At 38.9% G+C, this 24810-nt stretch carries 23 protein-coding genes; 10 read left to right on the plus strand and 13 right to left on the minus strand.

Going from position 1 to position 24810, the window contains the following annotated elements:
• Positions 1-89: 89 nt before the first annotated feature.
• The 5 genes from OD757_RS02405 to OD757_RS02425 all read right to left on the minus strand — a co-directional run bounded on the left by OD757_RS02405 (position 90) and on the right by OD757_RS02425 (position 4970).
• A complete protein-coding gene (locus OD757_RS02405) occupies positions 90-1463 on the minus strand; it encodes a PQQ-dependent sugar dehydrogenase (RefSeq protein ID WP_263030737.1) in 1374 nt (457 codons plus the stop codon).
• A gap of 70 nt (positions 1464-1533) precedes the next feature.
• Positions 1534-1944: a PH domain-containing protein gene (locus OD757_RS02410; RefSeq protein WP_263030738.1), complete on the minus strand. Its 411-nt coding sequence runs from the start codon at positions 1942-1944 to the stop codon at positions 1534-1536.
• Between the two features lie 57 nt (positions 1945-2001).
• Positions 2002-2691 carry an aspartate/glutamate racemase family protein gene (locus OD757_RS02415; protein ID WP_263030739.1) on the minus strand — a complete coding sequence of 230 codons (690 nt, stop codon included), beginning with the start codon at positions 2689-2691 and terminating at the stop codon, positions 2002-2004.
• Between the two features lie 216 nt (positions 2692-2907).
• Complete coding sequence (locus OD757_RS02420) at positions 2908-4302, minus strand: heavy metal sensor histidine kinase (protein WP_263030740.1); 1395 nt, start codon at positions 4300-4302, stop codon at positions 2908-2910.
• Complete coding sequence (locus tag OD757_RS02425) at positions 4299-4970, minus strand: heavy metal response regulator transcription factor (protein ID WP_263030741.1); 672 nt, start codon at positions 4968-4970, stop codon at positions 4299-4301. Before OD757_RS02425 ends, OD757_RS02420 begins: the two co-directional genes overlap by 4 nt.
• 126 nt (positions 4971-5096) lie before the next feature.
• Between OD757_RS02425 and OD757_RS02430 the strand changes: the two genes are divergently transcribed.
• Entirely contained in the window at positions 5097-5564 is a 468-nt protein-coding gene (locus tag OD757_RS02430) for a GlcG/HbpS family heme-binding protein (protein WP_263031012.1), read from the plus strand.
• Between the two features lie 10 nt (positions 5565-5574).
• Positions 5575-5976 (plus strand): hydroxyisourate hydrolase, encoded by a 402-nt coding sequence (gene uraH / locus OD757_RS02435; protein WP_263030742.1) that lies wholly within the window; start codon positions 5575-5577, stop codon positions 5974-5976.
• A 60-nt stretch (positions 5977-6036) separates the two neighbouring features.
• Here the strand turns inward: uraH and OD757_RS02440 are convergent, their stop codons facing one another.
• From OD757_RS02440 to OD757_RS02455, 4 genes are read right to left on the minus strand one after another with little or no spacing between them, the layout of a single operon-like run.
• Positions 6037-6744 carry a membrane integrity-associated transporter subunit PqiC gene (locus OD757_RS02440; RefSeq protein WP_263030743.1) on the minus strand — a complete coding sequence of 236 codons (708 nt, stop codon included), beginning with the start codon at positions 6742-6744 and terminating at the stop codon, positions 6037-6039.
• On the minus strand, positions 6734-8401 hold the full coding sequence (locus OD757_RS02445; RefSeq protein WP_009391528.1) for an intermembrane transport protein PqiB: 1668 nt from the start codon (positions 8399-8401) through the stop codon (positions 6734-6736). The genes OD757_RS02440 and OD757_RS02445 overlap by 11 nt, the downstream gene beginning before the upstream one ends.
• Before the next feature lie 7 nt (positions 8402-8408).
• Positions 8409-9218 carry a paraquat-inducible protein A gene (locus OD757_RS02450; protein ID WP_263030744.1) on the minus strand — a complete coding sequence of 270 codons (810 nt, stop codon included), beginning with the start codon at positions 9216-9218 and terminating at the stop codon, positions 8409-8411.
• Complete coding sequence (locus OD757_RS02455; protein ID WP_263030745.1) at positions 9215-9823, minus strand: paraquat-inducible protein A; 609 nt, start codon at positions 9821-9823, stop codon at positions 9215-9217. Before OD757_RS02455 ends, OD757_RS02450 begins: the two co-directional genes overlap by 4 nt.
• 310 nt (positions 9824-10133) lie before the next feature.
• Here OD757_RS02455 and OD757_RS02460 point away from each other — a divergent pair, with 310 nt between their 5' ends.
• The 3 genes from OD757_RS02460 (at position 10134) to OD757_RS02470 (ending at position 14316) form a co-directional block, all read left to right on the plus strand.
• Positions 10134-10523 (plus strand): hypothetical protein, encoded by a 390-nt coding sequence (locus tag OD757_RS02460; protein ID WP_263030746.1) that lies wholly within the window; start codon positions 10134-10136, stop codon positions 10521-10523.
• A 452-nt stretch (positions 10524-10975) separates the two neighbouring features.
• Positions 10976-12661, plus strand: a complete 1686-nt coding sequence (aspT, locus tag OD757_RS02465; RefSeq protein ID WP_263030747.1) for an aspartate-alanine antiporter — start codon at positions 10976-10978, stop codon at positions 12659-12661.
• 56 nt (positions 12662-12717) lie between these two features.
• The gene (locus OD757_RS02470) at positions 12718-14316 is read left to right on the plus strand and encodes a bifunctional aspartate transaminase/aspartate 4-decarboxylase (protein WP_263030748.1); all 1599 of its coding nucleotides are present in this window, start codon (positions 12718-12720) and stop codon (positions 14314-14316) included.
• Between the two features lie 86 nt (positions 14317-14402).
• On the opposite strand, the gene OD757_RS02475 is transcribed toward OD757_RS02470, so the two are convergent.
• Positions 14403-14963 carry a TetR/AcrR family transcriptional regulator gene (locus OD757_RS02475; protein ID WP_263030749.1) on the minus strand — a complete coding sequence of 187 codons (561 nt, stop codon included), beginning with the start codon at positions 14961-14963 and terminating at the stop codon, positions 14403-14405.
• 847 nt (positions 14964-15810) lie between these two features.
• Between OD757_RS02475 and OD757_RS02480 the strand changes: the two genes are divergently transcribed.
• Together OD757_RS02480 and OD757_RS02485 are read left to right on the plus strand one after the other, a co-directional pair.
• A complete protein-coding gene (locus OD757_RS02480) occupies positions 15811-16194 on the plus strand; it encodes a DoxX-like family protein (RefSeq protein ID WP_263030750.1) in 384 nt (127 codons plus the stop codon).
• 57 nt (positions 16195-16251) lie between these two features.
• Positions 16252-17085 carry an SDR family NAD(P)-dependent oxidoreductase gene (locus OD757_RS02485; RefSeq protein ID WP_263030751.1) on the plus strand — a complete coding sequence of 278 codons (834 nt, stop codon included), beginning with the start codon at positions 16252-16254 and terminating at the stop codon, positions 17083-17085.
• Between the two features lie 149 nt (positions 17086-17234).
• Here the strand turns inward: OD757_RS02485 and OD757_RS02490 are convergent, their stop codons facing one another.
• The 3 genes from OD757_RS02490 to OD757_RS02500 form a co-directional block, all read right to left on the minus strand.
• Positions 17235-19064 (minus strand): monovalent cation:proton antiporter-2 (CPA2) family protein, encoded by a 1830-nt coding sequence (locus OD757_RS02490; protein ID WP_263030752.1) that lies wholly within the window; start codon positions 19062-19064, stop codon positions 17235-17237.
• Between the two features lie 208 nt (positions 19065-19272).
• Positions 19273-20508 carry a sodium/glutamate symporter gene (gene gltS / locus OD757_RS02495; RefSeq protein ID WP_049837058.1) on the minus strand — a complete coding sequence of 412 codons (1236 nt, stop codon included), beginning with the start codon at positions 20506-20508 and terminating at the stop codon, positions 19273-19275.
• Between the two features lie 158 nt (positions 20509-20666).
• Positions 20667-21686, minus strand: a complete 1020-nt coding sequence (locus OD757_RS02500; protein ID WP_263030753.1) for an AraC family transcriptional regulator — start codon at positions 21684-21686, stop codon at positions 20667-20669.
• A gap of 164 nt (positions 21687-21850) precedes the next feature.
• Between OD757_RS02500 and OD757_RS02505 the strand changes: the two genes are divergently transcribed.
• From OD757_RS02505 to OD757_RS02515, 3 genes are read left to right on the plus strand one after another with little or no spacing between them, the layout of a single operon-like run.
• Entirely contained in the window at positions 21851-22891 is a 1041-nt protein-coding gene (locus OD757_RS02505; protein WP_263030754.1) for an NAD-dependent epimerase/dehydratase family protein, read from the plus strand.
• Between the two features lie 22 nt (positions 22892-22913).
• Positions 22914-23861, plus strand: coding sequence for a metal-dependent hydrolase (locus tag OD757_RS02510; protein ID WP_263030755.1), 948 nt, complete (start codon positions 22914-22916; stop codon positions 23859-23861).
• Between the two features lie 8 nt (positions 23862-23869).
• On the plus strand, positions 23870-24790 hold the full coding sequence (locus OD757_RS02515) for an alpha/beta fold hydrolase (RefSeq protein ID WP_263030756.1): 921 nt from the start codon (positions 23870-23872) through the stop codon (positions 24788-24790).
• The last annotated feature ends 20 nt before the right edge of the window (positions 24791-24810 follow it).

The raw sequence follows: 24810 nt of genomic DNA on the forward strand, positions 1-24810 counted from the left end.
AATTATTTAAAAATTAAATAATAGCCTCTTGGACGAGCCTCTATAAAGCTTAAAGGCCGCCCATGCTAATTAATGATCGTTAATACACTTTATGGGGCGCCTGGCGGGGTTCCAACAGCACGTTTCATAGGAGCTTCATAAGTCGTCTCGGCAACGGGTGAAACACGCCAAATAGTATTACCCACATCATCTGCGACTAGCACTGCCCCAGAAAAGTCTACTGCCACTCCTACAGGACGCCCATAAGCTTTGCCTTTGTCACTTAGGAATCCAGTCAAAATATCTTGAGGTGGCCCAGAGGGTTGACCACTTCTAAATGGTACAAAAACGACTTTATAACCGCTGTGAGGCTTACGGTTCCAAGAACCATGCTGACCAATGAATGCACCACCTCGGAATTGCGGCATGAGTTCAGCTGCATAAAAGGTAAGGCCTAAAGAGGCAGTGTGATTGCCCAGTGCATAATCAGGTTTAATGGCACGTGCGACCAGTTCAGGATTTTGTGGTTTTACTCGCACATCCACATGTTGACCATAGTAGCTATAAGGCCAGCCATAAAAACCGCCATCTTGAACTGACGTCATATAGTCAGGGACTAAGTCGCTGCCAATTTCATCGCGCTCATTTACAACTGTCCAAAGTTTTCCGCTTTGAGGCTGCCAAGCCATACCATTTGGATTACGTAATCCAGTTGCAAATGGACGAGACTGACCGCTTGCAATATCGTATTCCATAATTTGTGCACGGCCTTTTTCTTTATCTAGACCATTTTCAGCAACATTACTATTGGAGCCGACCGTAATATATAGTTTAGTTCCCTCAGGATTTGCAATTACATTTTTGGTCCAGTGATGATTCAAAGGCCCGCCCGGTAAGTCCAATACTTTAGTTCCACTTGCACTAATTTGTGTTTCACCCTCTTGATAAGGAAAACGTACAAGTGCATCCGTATTGGCGATATATAAGTTATTACCCACCAATGCCATACCAAATGGAGAATTCAAGTTTTTGAGAAATACCGTTTTTTGGTCGGCAACTCCGTCTCCGTTAGTGTCACGAAGCAAACTAATACGGTTAGCACTCGGATGAGATGAACCTGCTCTTTTCATCACTAAATTCATTATCTTACCTTTAATCCCCTTACCATCATCCGGCTTAGGGGGTGCATCGGTTTCAGCAACCAATACATCTCCATTAGGTAAAACATGTAACCATCGTGGATGCTCAAGGCCTTGTGCAAATGCCTTTACCTTTAAACCTTCTGCTGGTTTTGGCATAACACCACTTGGCCAACCTTCCGCAGGTGCGATATTTACGGTTGGAAATAAACTTGATTTAGGCTCAGGCAATTTTGGTTCGGGACCATAACTTTCTGCAATAGAATATTGAGCAGATGAGGTACATCCCGTTAATGCCACTAAAACTGTAGTGCTTAAAATAGGCAGTAAAAAGCGTGTGGGCATGGCTTATCTCCATTTCTTTTTTGTCATAATGGAGATAGCGTAGTTTATGTGTGCAATTAAACAAGCAACTTTAATATGGTCTTTTGTTTATTGCTTGAAAAAAACCTTCTTTATCTTTTGGTGAAATCATGACCGAATTCACACTCCCATTTTTAAAATAATAAATTTTTAGTCTATCTAATGACAGTGCGGGTGAAGAAAGTGGGTTATGAGTTTCTTCAATTTTAGTAATATCATCAATATTGATTTTCCAGCGAAACACCATACTTTTAATGATTAATTTATTCTGATCTACAACATAATAAGTATTAAATATAGGCAGCCAAATTAGAAAAATAATGACACTATAAATGGCTAAGTAACTAAAATTAGATGCTAAAGAATCAGTTTGATGAGCTTTATAAATTTTTGAGATTATACTTACTGTAACAACGATCAGGATTAATAAAAGCCACCAATCAATTTTTGAGGTAAATTTCAATTAGTTATACTCCATTCTGAAATTAATTATTCATTTTAATTTATTTAATCTGACTTGTTATAATAAAGCAAAACTCACTGCCTCTTTTGCATGAATGGCGGTCGTATCAAATAAAGGCACCGAAAATTTAACCTCACCAATCAATATACAAATTTCGGTACAACCCAAGATAATTCCTTGGGCGCCTTCAGCAATGAGCCTCTCTACAATAGTCATATACTTTTGCTGTGATTCTGGGTTGATTACCCCTAAACAAAGCTCTTCATAAATAATTTGATGGATTATCTTTCGATCTGCTTCATTTGGAATAATTACATCAATTCCATGATTTTTTAAGCGGGCTTTATAAAAATCTTGTTCCATAGTAAAAGCTGTTCCCAAGAGAGCGACTTTACCCACGTTTTGACTCACAATTTCTTTTGCCGTCGCATCGGCAATATGTAAGAAAGGCGTGGTAATTGACTCTTCAATCTGTACAGCAACTTTGTGCATGGTATTGGTACACACCAAAATACAATCTGCCCCTGCTTTCTCTAAGTTTTGCGCTTGCTCGGCTAAATACGTTCCAGCCTCTTTCCATAAACCTTTTGCTTGCAAGGCTGCTATTTCTTCAAAATCAACACTATTAATAATTACTTTAGCAGAATGCAATTTTCCTAATTTACGATGAACCATTTTATTGATTTGTTGATAATAAAGCACTGTAGATTCCCAACTCATTCCGCCTAATAAGCCAATTGTTTTCATTATTGAATCCTTCTATTTATTCAAATGTAATTTATAACTCTTATGAGTAAAGCGCAGCTAGAATAAAATTGCTTTTTTGATACTTAAAACTTTAAATGAAGTTAAAATATTCTGATTGAATTTATACTTGATAAAAAAGATATGAATATTGATATATTTAATGATAATTATGAATATATTGGGGTTGTCGATAAAAAATTAGCCCATCAATTGGGACTATGGCATAAATTTTAGAAGGGGAAAATCAAGCTCAAAGCACACACCCTCGACCATGTTATAAACTCGATAGCGGCCATAATGCAGATCCATAATTGAAGCAACAATCGATAAGCCTAATCCACCTGTCTGATTCTCATCACTTCGACTTGAATGGCATTGATAAAATCTTTCAAAAAGATGCTCAAGTTGATGCTCAGCAATTGAAATACCACCCGTTACCACCGTCAGGCTCATCCATTGCGTATGCTCAAACATCTTATGTTTAGTTGCGATATGAATAGTCCGCTTGTCACCACCATGAACCAGCGCATTTAAAACAAGATTATAAACAGCTCTTTGAAATAACTCTGGATCTGCAAATAACGTTTTAGCCTCTAAGTTAAGACTAAAATGACAATCTTGTGCCTCAGCCTGATATTCAAAAATCTGGCATAGCCCATCTATAACATCTTGGATGTTTATTTCTTGTTTGTTTACAAGAACCATTTTCTGATCGGCTCTTGCCAAGAAAAGCATACTATCAATCATGCGTTTTAATCTGTGGTAGTCGTCTAAATGAGACACCAGCAAATCTTCATATTGCTCAACTGATCGTGTGCCAGTTAAAGCAATCTCGGTTTGCCCAATCAGATTATTTAAAGGTGTGCGGAACTCATGAGCCATATCTTCAGAAAAACGGTTGAGTTGCGTATAGCCTTTTTCGATACGCTCAAGCATGTGGTTTATATCTTTTGAAAGCAGCTCAATTTCTAAAGGTGAATTTGACAGATTTAACCGTTTCTGTAGCTGATTTACGTTAATTGAATGAGTTTGCTTACGAAGCTGTTGTAGCGACCTTAAACCAAAATGACACGCTAAAATGCAAAGCACAAAGATTGCAAACACGCCCCCTACCATATACATCAAGAGATTCTCTTGAAAAGGTGAAAGAATATTGATTCGTTCCGACCATTGTTTACCGGCAATGAGTAGATAAGGCTCGTTATTAATCTTTATGGTTTTCCAAGCAATTCGTGTTGGATATGGATTGTTGACTAAATCTTGAAATTGAAGACTGTTGCGCTGTGCAAGCTCAGGAAACTGAATATGTAGCGGATTAATATTAATTAAAGTTTTGTCTTTATGAATGAGCAGAAACAAGTTGTCTTGATTGCCAAGCATATTTTGGTAAAGCTTAGGCCGCGCAATAATTTGCTCTACATTTTCGCTATCTTGCAGCAAAATTTCCAAACGGTTAATTCTGTCTGCTAATGCTTTATCTTGTTGCTTTAATAAAATTTGATTAATGCCTAAATAGGTCATAAAGCCGACGGAACATAAAATTAAGGCAGAACAAAGCGTGACCAGTAATGTAATACGGACTTCAAGAGAACGCAGAAATTTAAAGTTCATAAGCTAACCGAAATTTTATAGCCCAAACCACGTATGGTATGAATGAGTTTTAATTCATATCCCTCATCAATTTTGCTTCGTAAACGGCGTACCGCGACGTCAATAAAGTTAGTATCAGTGTCAAAATTAATATTCCACACTTCGGAACCAATTTGTCTGCGCGTCACAATTTGCTCTTTGTTGAGCAGCAGGTAACGCAATAAATTAAATTCAGTTTTGCTCAACTCAATCAGGTTTCTATTACGCCATACTTTATGACTGACCAAATCCATTTTTAAATCGCTAATAGCTAGCTCATTTTCTTGCAGATATTGCTGTCTTCTTAACAGACTTTTAATACGTGCCAACAGTTCAATATAGGAAAAAGGTTTAGCTAAGTAATCGTCTGCTCCCAACTCTAACCCTTTCACTCTATCCATCACCTGATCTTTTGCCGTTAAGAAAATCACCGGAATTTTTGAAAACTGGCGTAGGACCTGTAATACGCTCCAGCCGTCTATGTCCGGCAACATCACATCAAGAATAAGTAAGTCATGTTCATCTCTCTTTAGCATTTCCAAACCTTGAAGCCCTAAGTGAACACACTCTGCTTGATATCCAGACTCTTTTAATCCTTTGACCAAATAAGTGGCGATCTTGATCTCGTCTTCAATAATAAGGATACGCATTTTCTAAAGACTCATTTGAAAGATGACAACTTTGTAATGTGATTGTCATGCTTGAAATTAGGCAATTTGTTTAAGATTTTCAAAGTGACCTAGAGGCAAATCATAATGAACAAATTGAACTGGCTGATGTTAACAGCCGTGTTATTGGGTAATAGTACTTTTGCACAGCCCCCTGCTTTGAATCAAGTCTATTCATTAGATCTTAAAACTGCGCACCTATTAGCCGACAGTGCGAAAGAGACATGCAAAAAATTAAATCAAAACATAGCAGTCGTTGTTGTGGATCGCGGCGGTAATCCATTAACTGCCGAACGCCATGAGTCGGTAGGTCCGCATAATTTAATGGCTGCCGAGAAAAAGGCCTATACAGCGTTATCTACCAAAACATCGACCTTAGTTTTAAGCCAAAACAGTAACCAAAACCCCGATGCAAAAAATTTAACCACCGTAGCAAATTTACTTTTGTTAGGCGGCGGCGTACCTGTTCGTTTTGAGAACCAAGTGATCGGAGCGATTGGGGTTGCGGGTGCTGGTGGCGCACAAAATGACAACCAATGTGCAAGCAAAGCCATTGAAACCATTTTTCATTCATAAGGAGTTCACCATGACTAAATCATTTATTGCTTTATCTTCGTTATTTATAGCTTCAGCTACATTTGCACAAAGTAATCCACTCAGTGTGCATGTGTTAAATCTAGAAACGGGTTTGCCCTCTTCTCAGATTGAAGTCGTTTTAGAAAAAAATACCAATAACCAGTGGGTTAAACTCAACCAGCAAGTGACCGATTCAAATGGTCGTATTGCAGCGCTCTATCCAGAAAATAAAAAACTAGAGCAAGGTGTTTATAAAGTTACCTTTAAAACTGAAGACTGGTTTAAAAAGAACAAACAACAAACTTTTTTTGCCGAAGTACCTGTGATTTTTAAAGTGGATGGCAGCGTAAATCACTACCATATTCCTTTACTACTTAGCCCTTATGGTTATTCGACCTATCGAGGCAACTAAAATAAAAAACCCCTTTATCTGTTTTGCACACATAAAGGGGCTGATTAAAAGCATTTCGTTTTACGAACAAACACCATTGCTAATAACCGCTTTTTTGTTCGAATCTAGAGCCACAATTGAAGAGGAAATAAAATTAATGATCTGGCTCATGGCCTCACTTGAAGCACTTACAATGCCTTCCATTTTTTTAGCTTTTTGATCGATCGGCTGCTTAAAAGCAATTCTACAATTTAGCTGCGCTCCTCGATTAGTGATGACTTTTGCATTAGCTGACTCTAATTGAGTTGGAGGTATTTGACGCTTCACCACCCAAGACACTGCAATATTAATATTGCTGTTATCTATAATATCAAAATGAGAAAAGTCTGTAGAAACTCGATATAAAGGCTGATTATTTCCAGAAAGCCCACTGCTATAACTGTCAATTGCCCCTAGTTTTTGTTGTAAACCCGCAGACAAGGTATCGCGTAATTGCGTACCCATAGTCGATGTCCAGCGCTCGTTGTTTAACACCTTAGACTTGCCACTACTGTCTTGTAGCACTATAGGTGCACGGTCTAATCGGTCTGGAATCCCGACTGGTAATACCTCAATCACTTGCACAGTTGATTTTGTAGCCGCAGTGACTTTAGGGGACATCGTGTAATAGTTCGGTGTTGGTGAACTTGAACATGCTGTCATAGCAACTGCCGTTAAAAACAGGCCAGTCCCAGGCAGCCATTTGGCTGCTTTAGAGTGCTGAAAAGATCGATTATTTTTATTTTTCATCATCGGCCTCTGGTGTCTTACCACGAATAATTGATTCAGGATGTTGTTCAATATAGTCTGCCATTAACTGTAAAGAAGCTGCCGCACGTGTCATTTGCTGCAATGCTTTGCGGACGTCTTGTTGCAACGGTGCATCACTCGACAAGATAGACTCAGATGATCTTACCGTTTTACGAACATCGTCTAAGGTTGCTTGTAAACCAGGTGCCACTTTACCATCTAACTGTTTAACCAGTTTATCGGTAGAGGCAATAGCGGTGTTCATATTGTTAAGCGTTTTACGTACATCTTGCCCAATTTCCACTAACGGGAATTTCGTTAATTTATCAGCAATCTGAGAAACTTGTGCTTGTAGGCCGCTCAGTTCAGTTGGTGTCGTTGGAATCACCACACGATCATCACTCAGAATTTGTAATGTGGCTGGTTTAGCTTTAGGGAACTTATCTAGGGCAATGTAGTTTTGACCTGTGAGAAGGTTGCCCGTTCTCATTTGAGCACGCCATCCATGTTCAACAAAGTTCTTGAAAATTACACTATTTGGATTAAGCGCCTGACCATTTTCAACACGTGAAGGATAGATAACTGCCTCAACACGCATGCGAATCTGCTTATAGTTGTTATAGAACTCTGCATTAATCGATTTAACGTTACCAATTTCAATACCCATGAAATCAATTGGTGCACCGACTGCTAACCCACGCAATGAATGATCAAAATACATAATCACGCCACGAGGTTGTCCATCCAGCTCTTTTAATGCCTCAGATTTTGAGTCCCAAAGATTAAAACGACTATGATTCGCGGCCGTCGTAGCATGCGAATTTTCTGGATATCCGAAAGCAATACCGCCAGCGACAATACTTGCCAGAGATTGAGTATCTAAATTAAAGCCTGAAGCATTTAAGGTCACATCAATACCACTCGCCTGCCAAAAACGTGCATCGGTAGTTACAAACTTGTCATACGGCGCGCGGATAAAAGTTTGCAGTTCAACATTTTTACCATCTGCGGACAATTTATAAGCTGTAATTTGCCCCACATTAATTCGACGATAATAAATTGGAGAACCGACATCTAAGGAACCTAAATCATCTGCATTCAAGAAAAATATTTTGCCTGGAACATCTGACGATATCACTGGCGGTACTTCTAAACCTGTAAATTCAAATTTTTTCTCTTCTGATTTCCCCCCATCGACTTCAATGTAAGAACCTGACAATAAGGTGTCTATTCCTGAAACTCCACTCGTCCCAATACGTGGTCGCACAACCCAAAATCGTGAATCTTTTGCTGCAAAGTTACTCGCACCTTTGCGCAAATCAATTCTCGCGATAATGTGTGAACGGTCATCTGAAAGATCAATCTGCCGTACTACACCAATGTCCACCTGTTTATAACGGACTGTTGTTTTACCAGCGACCAGTCCTTCGGCGGTGCGAAAAGACACATCAATGGTAGGACCATGAGACAACAGCGCTTTTACAGCTAATGAAAGCGCGATTAAAAGAGCAATTAATGGAATCAGCCAGATTAATAAAGGCTTCCATCGACTTTTCTTTTCTTGGGGTTCTGGCAAATCATTCATGTTATCCAGTTCAACATCTGTATCACGATGATCTGAGTTACCAGGGGTTATTTCATTTTCAGACATACTCATTGTTCTTTTATTGACTGGGATTAATAGAATCATTATTCAAAGGCGGATGTTCTGCCTGAATAATCGTTGTTTTTTCAGAAGCAAAAGAAGAAGGTTTATTTGTATTTTGAGAAGTATAGAAGTTATCCCAAATAATACGTGGATCAAAACTTAAGGATGCGAACATGGTTAACACCACAACCGCACCAAAAGCAATCGAACCCGGCCCTGCTAAAATTGTAGCAAGCGATTGAATCTGAATGAGTGCTGTTAAAAGCGCCACCACAAAAACATCAATCATCGACCAACGTCCAATAAACTCGACAATTCGATATAATTTAACGCATTGCTCAGGTAAAAACTTCCAACCGGCTGAAGATTGTAGATATACCGCAAATAATAAAAAATACAAAATCAGTAGTTTCAGCATTGGAATAAAAATACTGGCCATGAAAATGACAACTGAAACCAGATAGTCTCCACTTTGCCAAAAGTAAATTACCCCACTCATGATCGTGTCTTGCTGACTACCTAAAAGTGAGTCAGTTACCGTCATTGGCAGGACATTGGCCGGAATATAGAGAATAGTTGCAGCCACGACTAAGGCAAAAGTTCGATTTAAACTTGCTGGTTTGCGTGAATGCAACACGCTATTACATCGAATACAACGTAAAACTTGAGGCGTTTTATCTCGTCGTCTTTTTTCATTTTGAGCAGAATTTACAACACCACAGCAGTGACACACAATTAATGACAGATCTTTGGCTCTTGGATATTGCTTAAGAACCAACCCATGCTGCGAGTTTTTTGCTTGGGTCACATTTTTTATTGTTTTCATGGCAGTGACCTATCAATTTCGTTCCATATATCACTCACCTTGATGGAAGTAATATAGACCAACAATACACTTAAGATTGCGAATGCCCATAACGCAATCTCGGGAATCACCAAGACCATTCCCATTAACTTCACAAGCGTAACCAAAATTCCAATTAAAAACACCTCAACCATTCCCCACACTCTCATAAAAAAAAGTGTGCGTAAGGCAATCACCAGAAATGTTGGTCTTTTCTTTAATACACTCACTGTACCTAGCACATAGGAAAGTAATAAAAGATAGGAAAGCGGCACAATAAAAGTAGTAATTAAGATGAGGACGCCCACGAAACCCCGATCATAATGAAACATCACCCAGACAGCACCAAGTAAGGTGGTTTCCGAGGTATTTCCTTGTAGTTCAATTTTTACAATGGGAAAGCTATTGGCAATAATAAATACGATTAAGGCAGTTAAGATTAAAGCTAACAATGTTGAAAAAGGTTTAGTGTGCCGATAGAGTTCAGCACCGCAGCATACGCAATAAGCTCTTTTTCCATAAGCAAGCGGCATTCTACGATAGACAGTATCGCACTCCTCACAACCTGCTAATTCTTTAAGCTTCATAGTTATACTCTGAAATTTATAGTTTTACTGTATCAGTAACTGCTTGCTACAACGCTTGCATAGAATTGTATGTATAAGCAATGTGCCAAACTAATCTCATTTCTTCAAGAAAAAATTAGTGACCGCATCGATGAATTCTTACATTAAATGAAAGAAAAAGAACTAAGATAGTTAAATATTTTGCTATTTGATTTTCCCTAAACATCTAGAATTTTTGAATATAAATAGTTTATTCTTAGGATCATAAAGTTTAAATTATTCAGTTACTTAATATAAAATTAATTTCGATGTTAAATTCTTTTCTGGTTTAGTGGGTTCCTTAAATATTCAAATTATACCTTTAGATCTGGAAAGAAATAAAAACTGTGTAGACTCTATAGCTATTGATGAAATTGCTTTTTCATTAGTTGAACATTTATTTAATAGAGATAAAAACAAATATTTTCATTGGGGAATTACTTTTATTGGTCCTGAAACAATTATAGAGATTATTGAAGATTTATATAAACTTCATTTTTTTATAGCCCAAAGTAATAAGTATGACAATTCATTAAGTCTTATATTCAAAGAAGAAACAAATTTTTTTGCGAAGAAATTCTTAGTTTTTAAATCACAAGTCCTAAAGATGATTTTGGAAATAATTAATTTTCTTAAAAGTATGGTAATCAAGAAAGAAGGTATTACAGTACCAGGAGTTTAGTATATCCGAATGATCTTTATTAAACTTAAAATATATAATATTTTTGAGACCTATTTAACAAAATATTAATTTTAGGTAAATTGGTTTTTAATTTAATTAAAATTAACAAAGCAAATAACAATAGAAATAAAATCTATTAAATATCAAAAAATTATTTAAATACATTTAAAAATAAGACGAAGTAAAATTACTTTTCTTTTATGAAATATTTTTTATATTATTGTAAGTAAACTTTACCTTATATAAAAAAAATAAAAGCTGATTTAAACACTCAGAATTACTGATACACAATGGATCACAAGCATTTTAAAGACATTATTTTTTATAATTAAACTTAAGAAAAACCTCAGGTTTGAAGGTTTGCTTAAGTAATTTTCATATAGTATTTTAAAACTGAAAAATAAATAAATTTATATATTAAAGATAGATCCAATAATAAAAGTGAGATCAAAATGATTGAATGGTTACAAGGTGTTTTAAAACACAGCCCCGAAATATTATTGTTCTTATCACTCGCAATAGGATTCTGGATTGGACAATTTCATTTTGGCAAATTTCAATTTGGTGGAGTTGCAGGCTCTCTACTCGTTGCAGTTGTTTTAAGCCTTATTGGAGTCCCGGTTGATAATGGCGTCAAAGCAATTCTTTTTGCTCTGTTCATATATGCAGTAGGCTTTGAAAGTGGTCCCCAGTTTTTTAAGTCACTAGGACGACAGTCCATAAAAGAAATTCTTTTAGCTGTATTCATGGCAGTTAGTGGTTTAGTCACGGTTCTGGTTATGGCCAAGATTTTTAATCTTGATAAAGGACTTGCTGCGGGCCTCGCTGCTGGTGGTATGACTCAATCTGCAATTATTGGTACAGCCGGAGATGCAATTTCTAGGCTTGATCTCCCCCTTGCAGAAATTCAAAGGCTGCAAGCCAATGTCGCGATTGGCTATGCGGTCACTTACATTTTTGGTTCGTTAGGCGCAATTATTGTATGTGTGAATATCTTACCTAAATTTATGGGTAAGGAAATTCATGATGACGCTTTAAAAGCTCAAAGTGAACGACTCAAAGGCGCTTTTGAATTAGCGCCGGGTCAAGAACTTGCCATGCCGGAAATTGTGGGCCGTATTTATAAAGTTAAGCAAGCAAACGGTCAAACGATTGCCGAAATCGAGGCACGTGAACCGAGTATCACAATTGAGCGGTTAAAACGTAAAGACCAGTTTATTGATGTGGCTCCCGAGCTGATTTTACAAACTGACGACGTGATATTGCTGGTAGGCCGCCGTGCAAATGTAGTTCAAATTGCCGAGCAGATTGGGACTGAACTACAGTCATCACAAGGTATGGAAATGATTATGGATACCAGCGATGTTATCTTAAGAAATTCCAAATATCTCAACCGTACCTTAGGAGATGTGAAGGCCAACACCCCTGCTTACTTAAAACACGGTATTTATGTACTTGCGATTAAACGCAATGATGAGTCACAGCCTTTAAGTGATGATACCGTTTTACGCCAAGGTGATGTTGTCACCGTCTACGGTACAAAAAGTGATCTGGAACGTTTAGTCAAAGAAGCAGGTAAAGCCTTACCGGAAAGCTTAAAAACGGACTGGATTTTTCATGGGGCTGGTCTTGTCGTTGGTTTAGTCATTGGTCTGTTTGTTATTCGCTTAGGCGATGTGCCCTTAACTTTAGGAGCAGGCGGCGGAGCTTTATTATCAGGCCTTCTATTTGGCTGGATACGAAGTCGAAATCAGGTTCATGGCAACATGCCTTTAGCTGCGTCACAACTTTTAAAAGACTTAGGTCTTGCAGGTTTCGTTGCCGCTGTTGGGTTACAGTCCGGTTTACAAGCAATTCAAACCATTAGAGAAAGTGGCCTATCACTCTTTATGATTGGGGTTGTTGTGACGCTCGTTCCACTACTCCTTTCTATGCTGTTCGCTCGTTATGTCCTGCGCTATAAAAACGTTGCGGTTATGGCTGGTGCGCTATCTGGTTCACGCAGTGCAAACCCTGCATTCGGCGCAATCTTAGACAAGGCAGGAAATTCAATTCCTACCGTTCCTTTTGCAATCACCTATGCCTTAGCGAATGTGTTCTTAACTTTACTCGGACCAGTCATCGTAGGCTTAGCCTAATTTTATACATTGAATTAAAAATTTTATTCATTTCACTATAATTAAGGAGACGTCCCATGGGGAAAGTCGATTATTCTAAATATGCAAAACTCAGCCCATTTGAACTCAAAGATAATTTAATCGCATTAGCTCAAAGCAGAACTGACCGAATGATGCTGAATGCTGGGCGAGGTAATCCAAACTTTCTCGCTACCATTCCTCGTAGAGCATTCTTTCAACTCGGCCTATTTTCAGCGACTGAATCTGAGTTTTCTTTTTCTTATATGCCTGAAGGTTTAGGCGGCTTCCCTCGCCCCGTTGGGCTTCAGTCACGTTTTGATAATTTCATTTTAGAAAACCGTGATAAACCCGGCGTCGTCTTTTTAGGCAAAGCCGTATCTTATGTACGCGACCAGTTAGGTTTAGACCCAGATCTTTTTCTACTTGAAATGGTCGAAGGCATTTTAGGTTGTAACTATCCGGTGCCGGATCGCATGCTCAGAGTAAGTGAAACAATTATTAAAGAGTACGTTTTGCGGGAAATGGGCGTACAAGGCATGCAAAAAAGAGACCTAGACTTGTTTGCGGTTGAAGGCGGAACTGCAGCAATGGCCTATATCTTTAACTCATTAAAAGAAAATAAAATTATTAAAAATGGTGACCGTATTGCCATTGGTAGTCCAATTTTTACGCCTTATTTAGAAATTCCGAAACTCAATGACTATCAGCTTGAAGAGGTATTAATTGCGGCAGATCCAAATTTAGACTGGCAATATCCAGAATCGGAACTCAGAAAGTTAGAAGATCCATCAATTAAAGCATTCTTTTTAGTCAATCCGAGCAACCCCCCATCTGTAAAAATGAGTGATGAAGGACTCGCGATTTTGGCTGATATCGTCAAAAAACGTCCAGATCTGATTATCTTGACCGATGATGTTTACGGTACTTTTGCCGATAATTTCAAATCACTTTTTGCAATATGTCCGAATAATACAATTTTGGTTTACTCGTTCTCTAAATATTTTGGTGCAACTGGTTGGCGGCTTGGTGTCATTGCGCTTTCAAATAACAATGTGCTTGATCAAAAAATTGCAAACCTATCAAAACAAGAGAAAAAAGAGCTTGAAGAACGCTACTCATCTTTAACGACTGATCCAGCCAGTATCAAGTTTATTGATCGTTTAGTTGCCGATAGCCGTAATGTCGCCTTAAACCATACCGCGGGCCTCTCTACTCCACAGCAAGTTCAAATGGTGCTATTTGCCTTGTTTAACATGATGGACTCACGTCAAAGCTACAAAAAAGCGGTTAAATCCGTTGTGCGTGAACGCGATGCAGCACTTTATCGCCAACTTGGAGTTGAAATTCCGATAGATCCAAATGCGGTCGACTATTACACTTTAGTCAATCTGGAAAATACCTCACGTATCTTGTACGGAGATGAGTTTGCCGACTGGGTTATGAAAAATAAAAACCCAACCGAGCTATTGTTTAGAGTTGCTGACGAGACAGGTGTCGTTTTACTGCCAGGTTCTGGTTTTGGTGTACAGCACCCTTCTGCCCGCGCTTCTTTAGCCAACCTTAACGAATATCAATATGCCGCGATTGGAGATTCTTTAAGACGCTTTGCAGATGAAGCTTATGAAGAGTACTTAAAAACCAAAAAAGGAAAATAAGCACCTATATAAAGTGAGGCTCTAGTAGCCTCACTTTTCACCTCAGCAATTAAATTGTTTATTGAAGTCTTTTCAATACAATTGACTTAATCCGAATCAATCATTGCCAAAAAGTAATTTAATAATCTATCTCGGTCATCTAGCTGATTTTCGCCTAAAAGCTGAACCATAGCGCCATCAATCACAAATAAAAACAGGTGAGCATCTTCCATTGAAGCAGTAGCTTTTAGATTTAAAAGTAATTTATAAATTTCATCAATGAACCAGTTTCGATAGTCAATGACGACTTTATATGCCGTGGGATAAAGCTTCTCAATTTCAAAAATGGCTTTAAAGGGTAAACGGTAAAAACCTTCTAAATTGGCATGTAAAAAGTAAATTTTTTTGAGCTTATCGAACAACATGAGTTCACGGTATGAATGGATAATTGAAAACACTTCGTTTTTTAATGCATCTTTTTGAAAAGTGAGACACATCTCGATGAGTCGTGCTTTTGAGTGAAAGTCATTATAAAAAGTGGATTTGGCCACTTTAGCTTCCGCAATAATTCGGTCGACACCTACATTATGAAAGCCATATTGATTAAATAGGTCTCTTGCTGCGTGGAGTACTCTTAATGCTCTAAATGAATTTTCTAAATTTGGCATAGTTATACCGCTTAAAATAATTTTTTGTTATATATAAAAGAGATAGAAATGCCGTCACTCTTAAAATGAGTGTTAAAAACGGGCATGGCTAAGCTGCACAAAAAAGGATGCGCTAACCTATCTCGGGTTTTATTGTTGCTATGATTTTTTAGTCGTAACGATCTAAAGTTAAACCTATAAATGCTTAAATCGTTTTAAAGACCAGTTGAGCGGTATGGGTAGAGAGAATCTGGCAAAGGCCAAAAAATAAGAAGAAATAGTACGCATGAGCGGACTCCTTTTGATTTAAAAGAGTCTTACCAATTACTGTCAAATAATGGTGGCAAGACTAGAAGGGTTGACAGACTGGTACAAAAGGAAACCAGCGCACGCAAGCGTGCCCCTCCTAGCCTCACCATTAAGGCGTGACTTAGGAGAACGCACAAAACGAAAAATACGTTGTTGTGCGCCTTTTGTACCAGCTCTGTCAAAAGCTGACTGGCAATGTGGCCAGCAGGCAAAGGATAATCGGCAAGGTTTAGAGTGTCAATGTAAGGTTGAATAGAAAATAGTTAAATAATTATTGTTTTTCATTTAATTAGATATTTAAATTAAAGAGTATGTGAGCTTAAATATAGTTACGCTAAATATTTAAATAGAATTTATTTTAAAGAATATATTTAGCTATATTTTTTATTCATTATCGGTAAATATATTGCACATCTATAATGCAGTTATTATAGATGGTGGTAAAACGAAAGAGGGTTGACAGACTAGTTAGACCCTAGCACACCCGAAAGCGTCCCTCTTTCGCCCGACCATAATGAATATGAAATTATATACATTTTAAACCCTTAAAGTAATTTCCATGAAAAATATTAATATCTTCAAATTTATAAACCTTGTACTTACTTTTTTATGGATCTATCAAGGCCTCGTTCCAAAATTTCTATTTCTTAACTCTGATGAAATCTTTGTGTGGCAATGGATGGGATTATCTCTAGAAAATGCGAAACTTGCGGGCCACGCAACTGGTATAGCCGAAATCATTTTTGGTTTATGTTTTCTCTTTACTGCACATAAATATATTCACTATTTAAGTATTTTGGGTTTGCTTGGACTGCTTCTTTTAATTGGTTTTTTAATACCATCAACGCTTATCTTGCCTTATAACCCTATCGTAATGAATCTTTCGATGATAAGTTTATCTATTGTCTATCTCATCTTATTAAATGAGCAAACTACTAATTGATCTTGAGTTATTTAATACTTTTTCTAAATAGTTAAAAAATTTTATATAGAGATTTCAATGAGCCTATCTAAAACTGAAGTTTGCAGTGTGGTCATTACAGGAAGTACCAAAGGGATTGGTTTAGCCCTCGCCCACGCTTTTTTAGAGCTTGGGTGTTCCGTGGTGATAGCTGGACGTAACCCAGAACATCTGAACCATGCGCTTTCTCAATTAGAAACTCATTTCAATAAAGAAAAATTCATGGGTCTATGTTGCGATGTGACTCAAGTGTCAGATGTGCAAACCCTATGGGATGGTGCAATTGAGCGCTTTGGGCAAGTCGATGTGTGGATTAATAACGCAGGAAGCTGCCACCCCACCAAAGACTTTATCGACCTTCAGCCAGAAGAGTTAAACGCAGCCGTTTCAACCAATATTCTAGGCACGATGCTTGGCTCACAAGTAGCTCTAAAGGGAATGCTTAAACAAGGTTATGGTCAAATCTTTAATATGGAAGGTTGGGGAAGCAACGGCGAATGGAGTGCAGGCATGACGCCTTACGCCACCACAAAACGGGCCGTAAGTTATTTCAGTAAAGCACTTTATAAAGAGACTAAATCGACAGCAATTTTAACTGGCACACTTAGTCCGGGCATGGTGGCAACAGACCTGTTAGTTTCTTCTTGGACCAATGGAAACATCCAAAACTGGAAAAAGATGAAACGGTTATTTTTCTTTGTGATTGATCCGCCAGAAATTGTTTGTGCGTATTTAGCAAAGCAAATTATGGAAAATAAAAAAGCCAACCGACGCATTGCATGGATCACACCGTGGAAGCTTTTTCTTAGATTTTTGCAACCTTATTACTGGCGTAGAAACCCGGTTAAAGGCACAGCATTAGAGCATTTATAATTGGGCTTAATATGACTAAAAATCTGACGACCTTAAGCTAGGATCGTTTGATTATTGGGGGTATCGGGTTTAGCAGTTTAAACATTTCTCGCCATAAAATTATTGAGTAAAAGGCTTCTAAACAGAGCTTCTACTCAACTTTATACGCATCAAGAATCATTATCTGAGGTGTTGTCTTTATTTAAAATCTGCCCTTCCCGTTTTGGTCGAATCAAGGGTGCTGTTGGTCTTGGATGATGAGCATGGGTATATTGCATCCCTGCTCCCGCATTTACGTCATCTGCTGCAATTTCAGTTTCAAAGCGCTCATTGTCCAGATCTCGAATTTCCTCGGTAATTCTTTCTACTTCATCTTCATCCACGCCCAGCTCTTGTAAAATAACGCCCCCAAACTTAATTGCAGATTCAAATGTTTCACGAATCATAAAGTCTACTTTTTGTTTGACCAAATGCAATGAGTGCTCGCGGTCATATGAACGGACTAACAATTTCGCCAAAGGAAATTCGTGAGTCACGAGTTCTACAATTCTATTGGTGGTTTCTTTACTGTCTACACACACCACAATCGCCTGCGCTGTTGCAGCGCCAGACGCATGTAAAATATCTAAGCGACAACCATCGCCATAATAAATTTTAAAACCAAATTTTTCAGCGTTTCGAATCATGTCTGTATTATTGTCAATAATGGTGACATCTACACCTCTTGCCAATAATAATTGACTGGTGACCTGTCCAAAACGTCCAAATCCAATCATTAAAACGCTACCGCTTAACCCTTCGGCAATATTGACGTTTTCTAATGAAACATTCGCTTTAAATTGAGTAAACCGTTTAAAAATAATCCCTACAATGGGAGTCAACACCATTGAAAGCACAACAATAGCAGTCAGATTAGATTTGATCGTACTGTCAATGACTTGTGCACTTAACGCGGCTGAGAAAAGTACAAAGGCAAACTCTCCGCCTTGTGCCATAAGTAAGGCACGATCCAACGCTTCTGTATGAGGGCTTTTAGTAATTCGCGCGACAATATAAATCATGAGTGCTTTGGCAAGCATGAGTGCAATTACACCGCTTACAATAAGTTGCCAGTTTTGAGCAACCACTGACAAATCCAACGACATGCCGACCCCAAGGAAAAAGAGGCCCAGCAAGATTCCTCGGAACGGTTCTATATCCGCTTCAATTTGATGTCTAAATGTCGATTCAGATAAAAGCACACCCGCTAAGAATGCACCCATTGCCATAGACAAACCGCTCACTTGCATCAGTAATGCCGCGCCCAACACCACCAATAATGCAGCGGCCGTCATGACTTCTCGGGCTTTAGCAGCCGCCAAGAGTCTAAATAATGGATTAAGTAACCAATAACCTGCGGCAATCAGACCTGCAATTGCGACTAAACCAATTCCTATATTTTCTAAACGTACAGAGGTGCTTTCGACCACATGATTTGGTGCCATAAAAGCGACAATCGCCAGCAATGGCACAATGAGTAAATCTTCAAATAGTAAGATGGCTACAATCTTTTGCCCACGTGGCTGAGTCAAATCACCTCGATCACCCAATAACTGCATCACAATTGCAGTCGAAGTTAATACAAACCCTGCCGCACCAATAAAAGCGACTTGCCACGTAAAACCAAATAACAGCCCGACGCCAGTCAAGGCCAGTGCACAAATGATGATCTGTAATGTACCAAGGCCAAAAATTTCGCGTCTAAGGCTCCATAAATGTGATGGCTGCATCTCTAAGCCAATCAAAAATAGATACATCACAATTCCTAACTCGGCAATATGCAAAATTGCGGTGGAATCTTGAAAAAAAGCAAAACCGAATGGGCCAATAATTAGACCCGCAATTAAATAACCTAATACCGAACCTAAACCAATACGTTTAAAAATAGGGACTGCAATGACAGCCGCTGCCAATAAAACCACTGGGGCAACCAAGCTAATTGAATGTGCTTCTGAGCTCATACATTTCTCATTTTATTTATCTGCAATTTATTCTATGTGAAACGAGGTTTAAGGGCGATTATTACTTTTGAGAAAAAGCATCCTAAAAATAAAATGACTTAAATCGTCCTAAAATAAAAACTTAGAATATCCCTATGAACAAAATATCTCTTTATTTTAATGTTCATAAAACAGCACTCGTAAAAAAAGCCCTTACGGGCTTTTTTCATTAAACAACAAATTTCAACATGAGCTGAATGACTGTCGCATTAATTAAGTCGACAAAGAATGCACCACAAAGCGGAACAATTAAAAAGGCCTTATGCGATGGACCATACATGTTGGTAATCGCCTGCATATTTGCAACCGCTGTTGGCGTCGCACCCATACCAAAACCACAATGCCCTGCTGATAACACCGCTGCATCATAGTTTTTGCCCATTACACGGAACGTCACAAATGCTGCATATAACGCCATCGTAATGGTTTGAGCACCCAAAATTACCACAAGTGGACCAGCTAAATCTGCAAGTTGCCAAAGCTTTAATGAAAGCAATGCCATTGCTAAATAAAGTGATAAAGACGCATTACCAAATACATCAATCGCACGGTCGAAAATATCAATTTTCAACACGCTTTCTAAAATGTTTCTTAAGATTACGCCGCCACCGAGCGCCCATACAAAGGTTGGTAACTCAAACCAAGTTCCTTTACTAAAGCCTGTCATAAATTCAGCAAACGCCAAACACGCAGCAAACATACCCAGTGTAGTAATTGCATTATCAGCTGTAATTAAACGAACTTGATGCGGGTTTTCAAACGGGGCCAGATCATCAGAATTTTGCTCAACATGCGTATCGCGCTGTTGAATCTCTGCATTGGTTTTTGGTTGTGCAAGGCTATAACGGTTGATAAGCAGTTTCGCTAATGGACCACCAATCACACCACCAATAATCAAACCAAAAGTCGCACTCGCCATACCTAAAGCTAGCGCACCCTGAATACCATGCTGGGTTTCTAAAATTTCACCCCAAGCACCCGCAGTACCATGACCACCTGTTAAGGTAATTGAACCCGCAATTAAACCAATGAGTGGGTCAAGACCAAGCAACGTCGCAAGACTCATGCCTACCGCATTTTGTACAACAATGAAGGACGCTACACAGACTAAGAAGATAACCAAAGCCATACCGCCTTCTTTAAGCTTCATAAAATTGGCACTTAAACCAATAGAAGCAAAGAATACGAGCATAAAGCTGGTTTGTAATTCGCTACTAAAAACAATGCTATATCCCCATACTGTATGGACAAGTAGCGAAACAACCGCAGCCACCAAGCCACCTGCTACAGGTTCGGGAATATTGTAGCGTTTTAAAAAATCAATTCGATTAACAAGAAAGCGGCCCAATAACAAGACGATAACCGCGGAAATTAGTGTATAAAAACCATTAAAAACAAATTCCATATATACTACTTTCTAATTACATTCCTAATGGATTGTAAAATAATTATATTTTATTTTTTAATATTTAAAAAAATCACAAACAAACTTTACAAAAACTCCCTTTACTTAAGAATAACTAAATAAATCAAAATATTATTTTTAGCATTCAGTAAAAAAATTTATGAAGGGCTTTCTCTTAAATTTCGATATTGTTTTGGAGTTTGATTTGTCCAGCGTTTAAACGCTCGTGTAAAATGAGTGACTTCCGAATAGCCCAGTTTTTCAGAAATAAAAGAAATACTATATTCATGATGGTTCAATAATTTCTTTGCATATCTTTCTCTAACCTGATCGACCAAAACTTGAAAAGTTACTCCCTCTTTCGCTAACTGACGTTGCAAAGTCCTTTCCGTTAAATGAAGCTTCTCAGCAACATCTTTCATTTTAAAGAAGCCTTCTACTTCATCAAAAAGTAACTCACGTACTAAAGCCGTTAGTGGATGTTTTTCACCACGTTTAGCAACTAACTTATTTAAATCATGCTTACACTGTTCACGAGCTAAACGAGCGGCTAATGGATCAGCCATAATTAATGGCAGCGCTAAGTAAGCTTCTGGAAAAACCAATCGATTAAAGGGTTGGTTAAAGTGAATCTCGCATGGTAATAGTTCTTGAACCTGCTCTAAAAAAGCGGGTTCTTGGTAATTTAATTCAGCTTTTATTTCTAATTTTTGTCCGGTAATGGCATTCGACATTTGAGCAAAGCCCACCATCAAAAATGTCATCCCTACAATTCCCATTTTAAAGTTTGCCATGGGCTGATCTAAATATAAAAAAGCTAAATCATTTTCTATCTCAAGGCGTGGTTTTAACGCTGGACAACGTAGCCCAATAAACTGCTCCATGACATTTAAAGCTTCACCCAAATTTTGTGAAACCATTGCAGCAAGACCGACAGACCCATGACAAGAAACCGTCATTTGCAGGCCAAGATAGACCCCTAAAGCAGGTTCATGAGTCAGCTCAACTGCTCTATTTAGTAAATGATTAAAGACATCAAAATCTAAATACCAAAAAGGTTCCGACAATTGCCCGACGGATACGCCGCTTCCTTCCAAGAGTACTTCAGGAGATATATTCAGCTTTTGGACAACATCTGCCATTAGGCTGACATAGGTTCCAGGTAAAGACGGATTCACAATACGCTCTCTTTATTTTTCTCGATAAAATGTCGTGAAATGGTCAAAACTGTCATTTCAAGAACTATGACACATATTTCAGATTCGGCATAGTACCCCTTACTAAGTTGCCGCATTTTTATCCACTTTGTACAGGATAAAAATCTAATAAAGATTGGTGAAATATGAAAGCTCTGGTTACTGGTGGTGCTGGTTTTATTGGTTCCCACATTGTACGTACCTTATTAAATGAAAATTACGAAGTACGTGTGTTGCATTTGCCTCAAGAAAAATTAACCAATTTAGAAGGGTTAGAGGTTGAGTTAATTGCAGGCGACATTACCGACCCAGCAAAAATGGATGAAGCGGTGGCGGGTTGTGATTTAGTTTTTCACACTGCCGCAATTTATGCCTTATGGCTTCCGAAGCCTGAGCTTATGCGTAAAGTCAATGTTGAAGGAACACGGACCGTACTCAATGCTGCAAAAAAGGCAGGAGTTAAACGTGTTGTTTACACCAGTACAGGCGCATGTTTTGCAGGTCAACCAAAAGGCATTCAGGCCACCGAAACAAGTCCATTTGCTTTAGGCGCGACTGGAGATGCTTACGTTTTAACAAAATTTGAAGCACATCAAGTTGCCTTACAGTTTGCTGCGGGCGGCTTAGATATTGTGATTGTCTGCCCGACAGGTCCAATTGGTCCGCAAGATATTGCCCCAACGCCGACCGGAAAACTATTACTCACCATCGCTACCATGCCTGCCCTTGCTGTGCCGGGTGCAATTAACAACATGATTGATGTACGTGATGTCGCAAAGGGTCATGTGTTAGCCGCACAAAAAGGTAAAACGGGTGAAACTTATATTTTAGGTAATCGAGACCTTGACGGCGTAACGATGGCAAAAACGGTTCATCAGCTTTTAGGCATCTGGCGCCCAGTAATGACCATTCCAAGTGTAGTTGAAGGCGTCTCATCTCAAATTGCAGGTCATGCAGCTTTGTGGGTAACAGAGCACATTACCCATAAAGCACCTCTTGTAACGCCTTCAGCAGCCAAAATTGGTCAACTCGGTACTTCTTTTAATTGTACAAAAGCCATTCAAGAACTCGGACTTCCACAAACGCCCGTTGAAATTGCAGTACGTGATGCATTGCAGTGGTTTGCAGCCAATGGATACGTCAAATCTCGTAGCTTGATCAAAAAAATTGAGTCAATTTCGATCTGATTTAAGTAGGCAGGATTCTACTATGAGCACATTTATTGATCACCACATCGTTGCACGGAAAGTACATTTTGATTTTTCTCAAACCCCTCGTCATTGGGTTCCAAACGATGTGTTAACCACGCATGTGCTCAACAGCATGCACGTACTTTTACCTGCTGTTGAGCACTGGTTTTGCCGTCTAGCAAATAAAACTTTGCCCTATGTTGAAGATAAAAATCTAAAGGCAGATATACGCGGCTTTATTGCCCAAGAAGCGGCCCATGCCAATGCTCACAAAGGTGCAGAGATTTATTTTCAAACTCATGGAATAGACCCGACTCCATTTAAAGATTTTTTAAACTGGTTCTTTAAAGATGGTTTTATGGGCGACACCCCGTTCGGAATTTACGGGCCTTTTAAGCGCTACCCAAAACAGTGGCTTGCCTTTCGTATGGGTATTATCGCAGGGCTTGAACACTATTTTTGTTTCTTTGGAACATGGGCTTTAGATGCAGAAGGCCTAGAAAGTGCAGATCCAGCCATGCTAGATATTGTACGCTGGCACGGTGCTGAAGAAGTTGAGCATCGCACAGTTGGCTATGATGCCTATCGAGCTTTAGCTGGAGACGGCGTTAAAGGTTATTTAGGCAGACAGCTCAGCATGAGTTTTGCCTTTGTTGCAATGGTTGGGTTCTGGCTGGGTTCAACGGTCTATCTTTGTCACCTCGATGGAACCAAAGAGGCGCAAAGAATTGCTAAAAAAAATCCATTTGCTTTAGTCTGGCTATTTCAAAAAACTGCAAAGAAAAAGAAAAGTTTACCTGATCTCGGCATGATTTTGACTGCTTTAAAAGGATGGAGCAAATTGAGCTATCACCCTGAATATGATGGTGATGTCGAAAAAGCTTTAGCCTATTTAGCTCAGTCACCCGCTGCTCAATTAGCAGCAGAGACTTATGTCAAAGCCCTCTCTTCAAAAATGAAAAGCTGAGCATTGCCATGATTCAAGTCGAGCAATTAACGTTATACCGTGATGGACTCACCTTAAGTGCAGCTTTATATGGCGAAGCCAATGCCCCGTTGGTTGTACTACTTCACGGTTTCCCCGACACACCACATAGTTGGGACCATGTATATCCTTTACTCGTGAAAGCAGGCTATCAAGTTTTTGTCCCTTGGTTGCGTGGTTACACCCAAGATTCTGTAAATCGACAGGCACATTACGGTCTCGCCTCTGCTCTAGCAGATTTAGCAGCTTGGCTAGAGCTTTTAAAAGCAAAAGGACGCTTAAAGAATAAAGCTCACCTCGTAGGACATGACTGGGGAGCCGCAATTGCAATGAGCTTTGCAAGTGGGCAGCCACAAGCTTTGTATAGCGTTAGCTTGTTAGCCGTTCCTCCGATTCCTAGCTTTAAAAATGTTTTTAAAGCGTTACCTCATTTTCCACGTCAACTCTACATGTCTTCTTATATGTTGCTCATGCAATCAAGATTTGCTGAACAGGCGTTATCTCGTAACAACGCAAGTTTTGTAGAAAAAATCTGGCGTAAATGGTCGCCTACTTGGAAATTTACTGAATCTGATTTTTCGCCCACTCGTGCGGCTTTTCAAAATCCAGATATTGCTTGGGCGGCTACCCGCTATTACCACAACTTATTTGCAGTTTTAAATTCGGACAATCTCAGAGCAAATCGGCACTTATTAAGCCCAGTCACCACACCCACACTGGCTTTAGCGGGTATAGACGATGGCTGTATGAATATACGGCTACATAACACCTTAGCTCAAACATCTTATTTCCCACAAGGAATTGAGAGTGTCTATGTTCCCGACTGCGGTCATTTTTTACAAGCTGAACAACCTAACGCTATCGCTCAGTACTTAATTCAACAATTTCAGAACACTGATCGTTCCATTTAAGGCTGCACGTAACTCTATCA

Origin of the sequence: Acinetobacter sp. AYS6 (assembly GCF_025630795.1) — a bacterium.
GTDB lineage: Bacteria > Pseudomonadota > Gammaproteobacteria > Pseudomonadales > Moraxellaceae > Acinetobacter.